Here is a 13,932-nt window from a genome sequence, read left to right on the forward strand (position 1 = left end):
GGTTCAGTCTCAGTCCATGCTCATGGTGGCGATATCGATGAACCAGCTTTGCGGCTGTACCACGCCCTTGACCTTGGCGGCGATGGCACGCGGACCGGTGTCGTGGGCCACCCAGACGAAGGGCGCCTCATCCACGATCTTGGCGTGCAACTGGGCCAGCAGCGCATCACGTTGCTTGGGATCGAAGGTGGTACGGGCCTTTGCGATCAGGGCATCGACTTCCGGATTGCTGTAGAAGCCCCAGTTGTTGGAGGTCGGCGGCGCAGCCTTGGTATCGACGAAACGCACCATGGCGAAGAACGGGTCCATCGAGGCGAAGCTGACGTTGATCGCATTGGCACCGTGCGCACTCGGGTCCTTGGCGCCGATGCGCCAGTTGGTATAGAGCGTGTTCCACTCGATGACGTCGAACTGCACATCGAAGAAGCAATCCTTCAGGTTCTGCTGCATGAACTCGTTCATCGGCAGCGGCTGCATCTGGCCCGAGCCGGAGGCCGAGATCTGCACCTTCACCGTCAGCGGCTTGGCCGCCGAGTAGCCGGCTTCGCTCATGAGTTTCTTGCCGGCGGCGGGGTCGTACTTGATCTGGAAGCTGGGGTTGCCGCGCCACGGGTGGCCGGGTTCCACGGTACCGGTGGCTTCACCCATGAGGCCACCCAGCAGTTGCTTCATGGCCGGACGATTCACGCACAGGTTGGCGGCATGGCGCACACGCTTGTCCAGCCAGGGCGAACCGGGGACGAAGGAGAGTTGCCACGGCCACACGTGCGGCTGTGGATTGGAATAGATCTTGAAGCCGCGTGCCTTGATGGCGTCCAGCGCGTCAGGCGCGGGGGCCTCGATCCAGTCCACCTGGCCCGACATCAGGGCGGCGGTGCGCGAGTTGGCCTCGGGCAGGGGCAGCATCACCACGCGATCGATCTTGGGGCGGCGCGCCGGGTCCCAGTAGCCATCATTCTTGACCACTTCCAGCCGCTCGCGCGGGACGAACTTGGCCATGCGGAACGGACCGGTGCCGGACGCGTCAGCGGCAAAGGCGGCCCAGGCCTGCTTGGAGCGCTCGGCCTTGTCGGTCACCGAGGCCGGCACGGCGGCCAGCTTCTTGTCCCATTGCACGGGCGAGGCCATGAACAGGTTGGTCAGATTGATCGGCAGGAAGGAATCCGGCTCGGAGGTGGTCAGCTCCACGGTGAGGTCATCGATCTTCTTGGCGCCGCGCAGGGTGGGCATGCGCGAGGCGGTCACGCCCACCTGGCTGGGGTCGAACTGGGCGGCGTTCTTGTCCAGCACCTTGTTGACGTTCCACACCACGGCATCGGCATTGAAGGCCGAGCCGTCATGGAATTTCACGCCGGGGCGCAGCTTGAAGATCCACTTGGTCTTGTCCTTGGCATCGACCTGCCAGGACAGGGCCAGGTCGGGGATCAGCTCACTGGCCTTGTCGGCCTTGGACAGGTCCCATTGCGTCAGCCCGTCATACATGGGGATGCCGGTGAAGCGGTTGCCCTCGAAGCCCTGGTCGGGCTGGCCCAGCGTGCGCGGGATGTCGCCGGCGGTCATGGCGATGCGCAACACCTTTTCGGCGTGGGCAGGCAGGGCAGCCAGGCTGGCGAAGGTGCCGAAGGCCAGGGTACAGGCCAGCGTCAGGGTAGCGGTCTTGGGAAATTTCATGGCAGTGCTTTCCTTGTTGAGGGATGACGATGGAAACGACAGATGAAACGCAAACGGCACGAGGACAACAACAGCAAAGGCGACGAACATGGCAAACACGGCAAAGGCAGCACCCGCAGGCGCCGCGTCAGGGTGGCGAAAAACCGAGGCCGACCCGTTCGGCGGCATTGGTGATGTGTGCCTGCATGGCGCGCCGCGCGCCGTCGATGTCGCCTGCCGAGATGGCGGCGGCGATGGCACGATGCTCCACGGCGGGCGCCCAGATGCGTTCGCGATCGGCAAATGGCACGCGCAGGCTGTGGCTGATGGGACGTTCGAACTGGCGCACCACCTGGACAAAGGCGGGGTTGCCGGAGAGTTCGGCGACCAGTTGATGGAATTCCAGGTCGGCATGCGACGCGCTGACCAGGTCGAGATTCTTGAGCGCATCCTCGAAGCGGGCCTGGATGCCCCACAGGCGCGGCGTGGCATGGGCGGTGATGTGGCGCGCGGCCAGCGCGGCGGCGGCCGATTCGAGGACATGGCGCAGCTGGAACACCGCCGCCAGGTCCAGTTCGGGGGCACTGCTGTCTTCCGCGCCCACGGACAGTAGCGGCGGTGCGATGCGACCATCCTGGCGCTCGGTGACCAGGGTGCCTTTGCCAGGCACGGAGCGGATGAAGCCCAGCGCCTCCAGCATCGACAAGGCCTCGCGCAGGGAGGCGCGGCTGATGCCCATGGACTCGGCCAGCTCGCGCTGGCTGGGCAGCATCTCGCCGGCGGCATAGGTGCCGCTGAGAATCTGGCGCTGCAAGGTCTGTGCTGCGATATTGGGCATGCTCATGGTGGCGTCCTCGATGACCACGCTGGCCGGGCTGGCCAGCATGGTCGGATTGGCCTGACTGGTCAGACCGCGAAGACGTCTACAGCAACGAGCGTGCCACCTTCCTTCACGCAAGCCGCAAAGCCTTGTACACCAAGGCGTTGGCGGGCATGCAGGGAAACCGCACGAGGGCTGACGTGCCATGCGCCATGAGCGCTATTGATGCAGTGACGCACCTCATGCGTGAGGTGTCATCCCGAAAATCGGGCAGGCCGCGCCCAAAAAAAGACCCGGCGCAGGGCCGGGTTGCATGAGTAGTGCCAGCAGGATCGCGGCCTTACTGGACCGCCGGCGTCACCGGCTCATGCTTGGCCACCAGGTGATACAGCAGAAAGGCGGCGATACCGCAGATGGCCATCACCGAGACCAGCGGCAAGGCGGTGCCGTCATGCCACAGGCTCATTACCACGCCGGACATCACCCCCATGCCGAATTGCAGCGTCCCCATGAGCGCGGCCGCTGTGCCGGCCTGGCGGCCCTGGTGCTTGAGCGCGATGGCGGTTGCGTTGGGACCGGTGAAGCCGTAGGCGGTGAGGAAACCGAAGAAGCCGAACAGCAGCAGCGGCAGGCTCTCCAGGCCGACCAGCACCAACAGCGCCACCAACAGGGACAGACCGGCCGGTACCCACAGTACCTTGCCCAGCACGCGCTCGGCCGAGCGCTTGACCACCAGCCGTGCATTGATCTGCGAGGCGGCAATCAGGCCGATGGCATTGGAGGCGAACACGAAGCCGAAGTATTGCGGCTTGATGCCGTGCAATTCGATCACCACGAACGGGCCGCCGGCGATATAGGCAAACATGCCGGCCTGCACCAGGCCACCGCACAGCACATAGGACATGAACTGGCGATGCCGCAGCAGGCCCCAGTACTGGCGCAGCGTGCGTCCCAGGTGCAGCGGTTCGGCCCGGGTGACATCCACGGTTTCGGTCAGGTACTTGCGCGTACCTACCATGCACAGCAGCCCGAAGATGGTCAGCACCACGAAGATGCCGCGCCAGCTGGCGAAGACCAGCATCAGGCCACCGATGAAGGGGGCGAGGATGGGCGCCAGGCCGAACACCAGCATCAGCATCGAGAAGGCCTTGGCCGAGCCCTCCGCGCCCATGCGGTCGCGCACCATGGCGCGCGGGATCACCATGCCGGCACTGCCGCCCAGGCCCTGGAACAGGCGCAGCACGATCAGGGTCTCGATGTTCTGGGCGAAGATGCACAGCAGCGAGCAGACGAAGTACAGCGCGATGCCGAAGAACAGCGGCGGCTTGCGGCCGAAGCGGTCCGACAGCGGACCGTAGAACATCTGGCCGACGGCCAGGCCGATCAGGAAGGAAGCCAGGGTGAGCTGGACCAGGTTGGTCCCCACCCCCAGGTCCTGGGCGATGGCGGTGAAGCTGGGCAGGTACATGTCGATGGCCAGCGCGCCCATGGCCGTGAGTGCGGCCAGCACTGCCAGCCATGGAGGAAATTTGCCCGTCGAGAGCGATTGATCGTTGTTGTGCATGTGGAATTGTCGAGGCAGCCGCATTACGCACGAGGGCGTGGATGCAACGAGATGAAGCAATGCAGCCTGATGGCGTGAGTGCGACATTATAAGGTGAGGGCGCGCTTGCATCAGCCAGGCACTTCCGGCAATGCGAGTTTGCCGCCCGGAAAAAACTGAGCGAGGACAATAAAATCCTACGGCGTTCGTGCAGGCTCGCCTAAAAGCTGGCACACTCGATTCCGTCGTTTTCATTTGACAGGACTTCATGCAGGGGGCGGCAGGTGGGTGCAGTGCGAGCCAAACGCCGACGATACGGTGCGGCACGTTGCTGTAGAACAAAAAAGATCTTTGCCGCAGGGGAAATCAATGCTTGGCCGATTTACGCCATCAATCAAAGGCGCACTTGCCGCGCGCTGTGATCCAGGCCGCAGCTTGCCAGGCATGACAGGGCAGGCCTTCGCCAACCTCAAGCTCATCGTTGCAGGGGTTGCTGCGGCATTGCTGCTGACAGCATGCGGAGGCGGTGACGAAAGCGCTGCAGCCAAAGACGGTGGTCAGGCGGCCGATGGTGCAGAGGCGTCCGGCCCGCTGGTGCTGACGGCCCTGGTGTGGGCACCGGACTGGTCGGAAGAAATGCATCGGGTGGCCGATGCATTCGTACGCGACCATCCCGATGTCCGCATCGACCTGCAATTCATGATCGGCAATTCCGTCGAGGAAAACCTCAAACCCCGCGCCGCCACCGATAGCCTGCCCGACATCATTTCCGTCAATGCCAGCCCCTATACCGCCGAGCTGGCCGATCAGGGCATGCTGGCCGACCTTGGCCAGACGCGTGCCTGGAACAATCTGCTGGACATCCTGCAACGCGAGTGGACGGCGCCGGGTGGGCGGCGCTATGGCATTCCGTCGGGCATCGCAACCACGCTGATCTACTACAACCGCGACATGTTCGAGCGTGCCGGCATCGCCGCACCGCCAGTCGACTTCGACGCATTCCTGGCCACCGGCGCGGCACTGAGGAAGGCCGGCTTCACGCCGCTGGCCCTGTCCGGTGCCTTCCCCAACATGTTGGGCAATGGCCCGTTCAGCTATGGCTTTGCCAATGCCGTCGCCGCCAATGTCCCGGACTGGCGCGCCCGCATCGCCGACGGCACCCTGCGGCTGGACAACCCGCAGGGCATTTCCATCTTCGGGCGTCTGCGCACGCTGGTGGAACAGAAGATGGTGCAGGCCGACTGCCTGCGCGCAGGCTACGATGCCACCCTGCGCCAGTTCGCCGAAGGCCGCGCCGCGATGACCTTCCAGGGAACCTGGGCAGCCGGGGTGCTGATGCATGGGCGCGGGATGCGAGTGGGCGTATTCGTGCCGCCCTGGAACGACCGCGGCCAGCCCAGCAAGCCCGTCATCGGCAGCGAAACCGGCTTTGCCGTGGCCCAGGGCAGTAGCCCCCGGCATCGCGAGATGGCGGCGCAGTTCCTGGATTTCCTGTACGGCCCCGGGATGTCAATCTGGCAGGGCAAGCGCCAGAACATTCCACCGTTCCGGATCAGTGCGGCCGAGGTCAAGGGTGACCATGAACTATTTGCGCTGGTGGACCAGATGAAAGATGACGCGGCGCGCAGCAACGCACCTGGGCTGTACTACTCCCTGCTGCCGGTCAATACCATCGAGGTCCTGCACACCCAGTTGCAGGCCGTCCTGGCGGGCAGCACGACACCAGCCCAGGCCGCGCACGCACTGCAGGACTCCATTGCCGCGCAGGCGCAATTGGCAGGCAAGTGAGGCGGGAGACAGGATATGTTCCATGCATAGACGGCTAGACTTCCTCTCCCTGGGTTTCCTGCGCAAGATCGAAATCCGCTATCGGCTGATCAATTCCTTCATCCTGGTGTCGCTGGTGCCGCTGTTGATCTCGGGTCTGCTGGCCTACCGCGAGACCACCCGCGCCACCCAGGACAAGGTGCGGGCCTACTCGGTGCAGGTCGCCAGGCAGATTTCGCAGAACCTGCTGCTGCGCATGGAAAAGATCGAGGACACCAGTGAGGAGCTGGCGCTCTCGGACAAGCTGCAGCGCCTGCTGGGCGACTACTACAGCGGCCATGAAGCCGCCAGCGCCGCAGCCCGCAGCGGGGTGGCGCGGGTGCTGCTGGATAGCTACGGGGCGCTGCCTGACGTCAACCAGAAATACCTGCTGGACCGGCGACGCCAGGTCATCGATCCGCAGATCTTCGCGCCACTGGCCGGCAGTATCAGTCGCGTCGCCGAAGATGCACCCGACCTCGGTGGGCGCGCCTGGTGGACGCTCTATCACGCCGGCCACGGTCAGAAGAGCGTAGCCATGCTGCGCGAGATCCGCTTCACCGGCAACAACCGCACGGCGGGCTATCTGTTCGTGGGGGTGAGACCCAGCTATTTCTTCAGCATCTTCGAGGGAGTGGAACTAGGCTATGACTCCAGCATCTTCATCGTCGATGCCAGCGATGGCACGGTGGTGGTGCAGGGGCGCGACGGCAGCGCCAGCACCGCCGACCCGGCCTTGCTGGGGGGCATCTCGGAGAGCCTGTCGCAACGGCGCACCAGCGACTTCATCGCCTATACCGGGCTGGACAAGACACGCTACTACGCCGCCATCGCCAAGCTGCCGCACTCTTCGTGGTGGGTGGTCAGCACCACGCCCAGCGACAAGCTCAACGCCGATACCCGTTCGGTGCGCGACAAGATCATCGCCATCGGCCTGGTCTGCTTTGCGGTCTCGCTGCTGCTCTCGGCGCTGATCGCACGCAGCATCAGCGTGCCGCTGCAGCGGCTGGTCGGGGCCATGAAGGAAGCCGGCAGCGGCGATACCACGGTGCGGGTGGCGCAGGAAGGGGGCGACGAGATCGCCGTGCTCTCGCGCAAGTTCAATGAGATGGCCGGCAAGCTGCAGCAGAACAAGGAAGAACTGGAGCAGCAGGTGGCGCTGCGCACGCGCGAACTGGAGCGCGCCAACCGCAAGCTGGAAGCGCTCTCGGCCACCGACGGTCTGACCGGCGTGGCCAACCGGCGCCGCTTCGACGAGGTGCTGGTCAATGAACTGCGGCGCTCGGTGCGCTCGGGCCATCCGCTGGCCTTGCTGATGCTGGACGTGGATTACTTCAAGAAATACAACGACCGCTACGGCCACGTGGCCGGCGACGAATGCCTGCGCATCGTAGCGCGGGTGCTGCAGAAGAGTTCGCGCCGCGCAACCGATCTGGTGGCCCGCTACGGCGGCGAGGAGTTCAGCGTCATCATCGCCGAGAGCGATACCGCGCATGCCCTGCTGCAGGCCGAGAACATCTGCCAGGCCATCTTCGAACTGAAGCTGCCGCACGCCGATTCGCCCTCCGGCTACATCACCGCCAGCATCGGCGTGGCCGCCCTGCAGGCCGACGACCACACCACCGCCGAACAGATCGTGCGCATCGCCGACCAGGCGCTCTACCACGCCAAATACCAGGGCCGTAATCGGGTCGTGCTGGGCAGCGATGCCACGCGCAACCTGTGAAGTGCTGACAAAGCGCTGACGGCAAGCGAGGCCATTGTAAAGTTTGATCAAGCTCTGCGCCGGCCCCCTGAACCATTGACCGTGCGCTGCATCATACCGCTATGCCAACCCGTCACCCTAGAGAGAGGTATAGCAGATGAACCCGAGTCGCCAAGAAAAAAAACACTGGACCATCGATGACATCAATCTGAGCCGTATCGACCTGGAGCGCGTGCGAAACGATGAAGACCTGTTCTACATGGTGGCCTGCGCCTCCTTCGTCGAAAGCGGCTCGGACCTCTACACGCATAACCTGGTGGAGTTCTACAAGGGTGATGCCGAGGTCGAGAGCTGGCTGCGCGAACACTGGGAAAAGGAAGAACTGCAGCACGGCGCAGCCCTGCGCGCCTATGTCGAGCATGTCTGGCCGGAGTTTGACTGGCAGCGCGCCTACCAGGGCTTCCTCGACGAGTATTCCGGCTATTGCAAGGTCGAGCTGCTCGAACCCACCCGGGCCCAGGAGCTGGCTGCCCGCTGTGTGGTCGAAACCGGGACCTCCACCTACTACCGCGCCCTGGCGCGCGCCACCGACGAGCCGGTCCTGAAGCACCTGGCCGGGCTGATCGCCAACGACGAGGTCAACCACTACAAGCACTTCTACCAGTACTTCCGCCGCTATCGTCGCCAGGAAAACATCGGGCGCTCGCGGGTCTTTGGCACCCTGAGCCGGCGCACGCTGGAACTCAAGAACGAGGACGCCGACTGCGCCATCCGTCATGTGGTCATGGTGCACAAGCCGGACCTGGCGGCGGACCCGGCGCGACTGAAGGAACTGGCGTCGCGCATGAGCCGCACGGTGCGCGTAAACCTCAAACCCGAGACCACCATCAAGATGATCATGCGGCCCCTGGAGTTGCCGGTGGCACTGCAGAACATGATCGAATTTCCTCTGCGGCAATTCATGCAGCACGTACTGCTGCGCTGAGCGCCCCGCAATGGACCGCCCGGCCACTGACGTGGTCGGACGGCATTGTTAACAATCCTGAGGACCCGGTTCCAGCCCCGCCGTCTGGCGGCCCGATCCCGCAGAACCCGCCTGTGCTGGCGCCTGGCGCAGCGCCCCAACTTCGGGCAGACGCAAGCGCCAGCTTGGTGAATATTGCCGTTGCGCCATGACACTGTCGACAATTGCGCTCGACTTTGGTGCGCAAATCTGTTCCGGCTGACAACATTTCTCTCTCTCGCCCTGCCCTTGCGCCCCGCTTTGATGCAAGCCCGCGCCCACGGCGCGCCATTGGCACGCATTCTGCTAAAGCGACTGGGCAGTGAAAAAAATCTTCCAAAACTTTTCTCGAGGGAGCACCACATGTCACGTCGTACCGTACTGAAAGCCACCGCACTGGGCGCATTCGCACTGGCCGCCTCCTCCTGGCTGCCGGCCGCCTTTGCTGCAGATACCATCAAGGTCGGTATCCTGCACTCGCTGTCGGGCACCATGGCCATCTCGGAAACCTCCCTCAAGGACGTGGCCCTGATGACCATCGACGAGATCAACGCCGCCGGCGGCGTGATGGGCAAGAAGCTGGAACCGGTGATCGTGGACCCCGCTTCCAACTGGCCGCTGTTCGCCGAAAAGGCACGTCAGCTGATTTCGCAGGACAAGGTGTCGGTGGTGTTCGGTTGCTGGACCTCGGTGTCGCGCAAGTCGGTGCTGCCGGTCTTCAAGGAACTGAACAGCCTGCTGTTCTACCCGGTGCAGTACGAAGGTGAAGAACTGGAGAAGAACGTCTTCTATACCGGCGCTGCGCCCAACCAGCAGGCCATTCCCGCCGTGGAATACGTGATGTCCAAGGAAGGTGGCGGCGCCAAGCGCTTCGTGCTGCTGGGTACCGACTACGTCTACCCGCGCACCACCAACAAGATCCTGCGCGCCTTCCTGCACAGCAAGGGCGTGAAGGACTCCGACATCGACGAGGTCTATACCCCCTTCGGTCACTCCGATTACCAGACCATCGTGGCCAACATCAAGAAGTTCGCGGCCGGTGGCAAGACTGCTGTGATCTCGACCATCAACGGCGACTCCAACGTGCCCTTCTACAAGGAACTGGGCAACGCCGGCCTGAAGGCGACCGACGTGCCGGTGGTGGCATTCTCCGTGGGCGAGGAAGAACTGCGCGGCGTGGACACCAAGCCGCTGGTGGGTCACCTGGCTGCCTGGAACTACTTCGAGTCGGTGAAGAACCCGGTCAACACCGCCTTCATCAAGAAGTGGAAGGAATACGCCAAGGCCAAGAACCTGCCCAACGCCGATACCGTCGTGACCAACGACCCGATGGAAGCCACCTACGTCGGCATGCACATGTGGGCGCAGGCGGTGGAAAAGGCCAAGTCCACCGATACCGACAAGGTGATCGCCGCCATGGGTGGCCAGACCTACAAGGCACCGTCGGGCTACACGCTGGAAATGGACAAGACCAACCACCACCTGCATAAGCCCGTGATGATCGGCGAAATCAAGGCAGACGGTCAGTTCAACGTGGTCTACAAGACCAAGACCACCATCCGCGCACAACCGTGGAGCCCGTACATCCCGGGTAACGAAAGCAAGCAGAAGAACTAAGGCTTGCTGTTGTAACGGCGTTCTTCGGAGCGCCTTCGACAGGCACCCGCGCCGCCTGTCGAAGGCGCTCCAACCGCCGATCGTTCCTCCCTCCACAAGAAGAACGCCCGACGATGTGCAACGGCCACGGCTTCGTGTCCGGCTCGCGCTTCGAGGCGCACCACGACCATGACACCAGCCATCCAGTTCCTACGCGGGCTCCTCGCGACCTGGCTTTGCGTGCACGCCCTGACGGCGGGCGCGGCCATCGCACCGGACCTGCTCAAGCCCCTTGGCGGAGACGACCCCGACGCGCGCATCGCCGCCGTCAACCAGATTGCGGCGCTGGCCAACGACGACGCCCTCAAGATTCTCAATGCCCTGAACAGCGACGCGTTGTATGTCACCCCTGCCGGTGATGTGCTCATCGTCGATGATGCGGGCAAGGCCTTCAACCCGGCCACCGACCAGACCGGCCCGGCACCCGATGATGCCGAGGGCATCACGGTCAACAACCGCCTGCGTGGCGCCGTCGATGGCGCCCTGTCAGGCCTGAAGCTGCTCTCGCCGCAACGCGACCAGCGCCTGGCCGCCGCCAGCGAGCTCCTGAAGAATGCCGACCCGGCGCAGATCCCGCTGATCGAAAAGGCGCTGGTCAAGGAAAGCGATCCCCAGATCAAGGATGTGCTGCTGCAGGTACAGGCCACCGCCAACCTGCACGCTGCGGACCCGGCCGCGCGCCGTGCTGCGGTGAAGACGCTGGCCGAGACTACCAATGCGTCGTTGAAGCCGGCGCTGGAAAACATGCTGGCCAAGAATCCCGACGGCTCCTATGTCGAACCCGATGAAGGCGTGCGGGTGGAAGCCGTGCGCACCCTGTCGGCGCTGGACCGCCACCTGGCCATCGTGGACTTCGCCGGCAAGCTGTTCTATGGCGTCTCGCTGGGCAGCGTGCTGCTGCTGGCCGCGCTGGGCCTGGCCATTACCTTCGGTCTGATGGGCATCATCAACATGGCCCACGGTGAATTGCTGATGATCGGCGCCTACACCACCTATGTCTGCCAGCTGGTGTTCCGCAAGTTCTTCCCCGGTGCCATCGATGCCTATCTGGTGGTGGCCCTGCCGGCCGCCTTCATCGTCGCCGCGGCCGTGGGTATCGCGTTGGAACGACTGGTGATCCGCTGGCTCTACGGTCGCCCGCTGGAGACCCTGCTTTGCACCTGGGGCATCAGCCTGATGCTGATGCAGGGTGTGCGCTCCATCTTCGGCGCACAGAACGTGGAGGTGGCCAATCCGAGCTGGATGTCGGGCGGGGTCACCGTGCTGGGCTCGCTGGTGCTGTCCTATAACCGTATCGTGATCGTGTTCTTTGCGCTGTTCGTGGTGTTTGCGGTGTGGCTGATCCTGAACAAGACCCGGCTGGGCCTGTTCGTCCGGGCCGTCACGCAGAACCGCCGCATGGCCGACTGCGTGGGCGTGTCCACCGGCAAGATCGACATGATGACCTTCGGCCTCGGTTGCGGCATCGCCGGCCTGGGGGGCGTGGCGCTCTCGCAGCTGGGCAACGTCGGCCCCGACCTGGGCCAGGGCTATATCGTGGACTCCTTCATGGTGGTGGTGCTGGGCGGCGTCGGTCAACTGGCCGGTACCGTGATCGCCGCCTTCGGTCTGGGCGAAGTCAACAAGTTCCTGGAACCGATGGCCGGCGCCGTGCTGGCCAAGATCGCCATCCTGGTCTTCATCATCGTATTCATCCAGAAGCGTCCGCAAGGTCTCTTCGCACTCAAGGGAAGGAGCGTGGAATGAGCACCATGATCATGCGCCCCTCGCTGTTCAATCGCCCGGCCTGGGCCGGGATCGTCATCGGCACCGTGGTGCTGGCGCTGCTGCCGATCTGCAACCTGCTGTTCCCGGCGGACAGCAGCCTGCATGTGTCCTCCTACACCATCGCGCTGGTCGGCAAGTTCATGTGCTACGCCATGGCGGCGTTGGCGCTGGATCTGGTGTGGGGCTATACCGGCATCCTGTCGCTGGGTCACGGCGTGTTCTTCGCGCTGGGCGGCTACGCGCACGGCATGTATCTGATGCGTGCCATCGGGCGTGACGGCGTGTATCAAAGCAACCTGCCGGACTTCATGGTGTTCCTGAACTGGAAGGCCTATCCCTGGTACTGGTGGATGACGGACCACTTCTGGTTCTCCATGCTGCTGGTGGTGCTGGTGCCGGGTCTGCTGGCCTTCGTGTTCGGCTACTTCGCCTTCCGTTCGCGCATCAAGGGGGTGTACTTCTCCATCATCACGCAGGCCATGACCTTCGCCTTCATGCTGCTGTTCTTCCGCAACGATACCGGCTTCGGCGGCAACAACGGCTTTACCGACTTCAAGCGCATCCTGGGCTTCACCATTACCGCACCGTCCACCAAGGCGGTGCTGTACCTGGTGACGCTGGGCCTGCTGGTGGGCGCACTGCTGGTCTGCCGCATGATCGTCACCTCCAAGCTGGGCCGGGTGCTGCAGGGCGTGCGCGATTCCGAATCGCGCCTCATGTTCATCGGCTACAACCCGCTGTGGTTCAAGCTCTTCGTGTGGACGCTATCGGCCGTGATCTGCGGTATCGCCGGTGCGCTGTATGTGCCGCAGGTGGGCATCATCAATCCTTCCGAGATGTCGCCGGCCAACTCCATCGAGATGGTGATCTGGGCCGCCGTCGGTGGCCGTGGCACGCTGATCGGCCCCATCATCGGCGCCTTTACCGTCAATGGTCTCAAGAGCTGGTTCACCGCCGCCTTCCCCGACCTGTGGCTGTATGCGCTGGGCCTGATCTTCATCCTGGTGACGCTGTTCCTGCCGCAGGGCATCCTGGGCCTGGTGCAGAAATTCAAGAAACGCGATGCAGCACCCGCTGAAGGCAGCGCATCCAAGGAGGCAGCATGAGTGCAGTCGAACCTGGCAAGAACCCGGTCGGTATCGGTGGCCTGGGCGGCAATGTCGATACGCCCCGCGCCGACCATGGCACGTCCTATGACCGCATCAAACCCGAGGGCGTCGATACCACCCACGGGGCCATCCTCTATCTGGAAAACATCACGGTCTCCTTCGATGGCTTCAAGGCCATCAACAACCTGAACCTGGATATCTCGGTGGGCGAGCTGCGCTGCATCATCGGTCCCAACGGGGCGGGCAAGACCACGATGATGGATGTCATCACCGGCAAGACCCGGCCCACTGCCGGCACCGCCTTCTTCGGCCAGACCATCGACCTGACCAAGATGACCGAGTATGAAATCGCGCACGCCGGCATCGGCCGCAAGTTCCAGCGTCCTACCGTGTTCGAGCAGCACACCGTGTTCGAGAACCTGGAACTGGCGATGAAGATGGACAAGCGCGTCAAGACCACGCTCTTTGCACGCCTGTCGTCGGAGCAGATCGGCAAGATCGAGGAAATCCTCAAGCTGATCCGCCTGAACGGCCAGGAACATCGCATCGCCGGCCTGCTCTCGCACGGCCAGAAGCAATGGCTGGAAATCGGCATGCTGTTGATGCAGGAGCCACAACTGCTGTTGCTGGATGAACCGGTGGCGGGCATGTCCGACGCCGAGACCGCCCGCACGGCAGAGCTCTTGAACGAGCTGCGCGGCAAGCATTCCATCATGGTGGTGGAACACGACATGGGCTTCGTCGAAGAGATTGCCCAGGGTGGCAAGGTGACCGTGCTGCACGAGGGATCGGTACTGGCCGAGGGCAATATGCGCCAGGTGCAATCCAACGAGCGCGTCATCGAAGTCTACCTGGGAAGATAAGAGCGGAGAC

Annotated in this window: 10 protein-coding genes; 7 read left to right on the forward strand and 3 right to left on the reverse strand. The window is 63.6% G+C overall.

Going from position 1 to position 13,932, the window contains the following annotated elements:
• Positions 1-9 precede the first annotated feature (9 nt).
• The 3 genes from I5R65_RS20200 to I5R65_RS20210 all read right to left on the reverse strand — a co-directional run bounded on the left by I5R65_RS20200 (position 10) and on the right by I5R65_RS20210 (position 4,034).
• Positions 10-1,671 (reverse strand): ABC transporter substrate-binding protein, encoded by a 1,662-nt coding sequence (locus tag I5R65_RS20200; protein WP_180666971.1) that lies wholly within the window; start codon positions 1,669-1,671, stop codon positions 10-12.
• 127 nt (positions 1,672-1,798) lie between these two features.
• The gene (locus I5R65_RS20205; RefSeq protein ID WP_231395266.1) at positions 1,799-2,536 is read right to left on the reverse strand and encodes a FadR/GntR family transcriptional regulator; all 738 of its coding nucleotides are present in this window, start codon (positions 2,534-2,536) and stop codon (positions 1,799-1,801) included.
• 274 nt (positions 2,537-2,810) lie between these two features.
• The gene (locus I5R65_RS20210) at positions 2,811-4,034 is read right to left on the reverse strand and encodes a Bcr/CflA family multidrug efflux MFS transporter (protein WP_180666973.1); all 1,224 of its coding nucleotides are present in this window, start codon (positions 4,032-4,034) and stop codon (positions 2,811-2,813) included.
• A 423-nt stretch (positions 4,035-4,457) separates the two neighbouring features.
• On the opposite strand from I5R65_RS20210, the gene I5R65_RS20215 reads away from it, so the two are divergent.
• From I5R65_RS20215 to urtD, 7 genes are all read left to right on the forward strand, one after another.
• Complete coding sequence (locus tag I5R65_RS20215; RefSeq protein ID WP_180667077.1) at positions 4,458-5,801, forward strand: ABC transporter substrate-binding protein; 1,344 nt, start codon at positions 4,458-4,460, stop codon at positions 5,799-5,801.
• Positions 5,802-5,823: 22 nt separating this feature from the next.
• Complete coding sequence (locus I5R65_RS20220) at positions 5,824-7,545, forward strand: diguanylate cyclase (protein ID WP_180666975.1); 1,722 nt, start codon at positions 5,824-5,826, stop codon at positions 7,543-7,545.
• Between the two features lie 136 nt (positions 7,546-7,681).
• Positions 7,682-8,509, forward strand: a complete 828-nt coding sequence (locus I5R65_RS20225; RefSeq protein ID WP_180666977.1) for a ferritin-like domain-containing protein — start codon at positions 7,682-7,684, stop codon at positions 8,507-8,509.
• Positions 8,510-8,890: 381 nt separating this feature from the next.
• Positions 8,891-10,144, forward strand: coding sequence for an urea ABC transporter substrate-binding protein (gene urtA / locus I5R65_RS20230; RefSeq protein ID WP_180666979.1), 1,254 nt, complete (start codon positions 8,891-8,893; stop codon positions 10,142-10,144).
• Between the two features lie 168 nt (positions 10,145-10,312).
• Positions 10,313-11,929: an urea ABC transporter permease subunit UrtB gene (urtB, locus tag I5R65_RS20235; protein ID WP_180666981.1), complete on the forward strand. Its 1,617-nt coding sequence runs from the start codon at positions 10,313-10,315 to the stop codon at positions 11,927-11,929.
• Positions 11,926-13,056 (forward strand): urea ABC transporter permease subunit UrtC, encoded by a 1,131-nt coding sequence (urtC, locus tag I5R65_RS20240; protein ID WP_180666983.1) that lies wholly within the window; start codon positions 11,926-11,928, stop codon positions 13,054-13,056. Before urtB ends, urtC begins: the two co-directional genes overlap by 4 nt.
• Positions 13,053-13,922 carry an urea ABC transporter ATP-binding protein UrtD gene (gene urtD / locus I5R65_RS20245; protein ID WP_180666985.1) on the forward strand — a complete coding sequence of 290 codons (870 nt, stop codon included), beginning with the start codon at positions 13,053-13,055 and terminating at the stop codon, positions 13,920-13,922. The genes urtC and urtD overlap by 4 nt, the downstream gene beginning before the upstream one ends.
• Positions 13,923-13,932 lie beyond the last annotated feature (10 nt).

The sequence above is a fragment of the Herbaspirillum sp. AP02 genome (assembly GCF_015767275.1).
Lineage (GTDB): Bacteria > Pseudomonadota > Gammaproteobacteria > Burkholderiales > Burkholderiaceae_D > Herbaspirillum.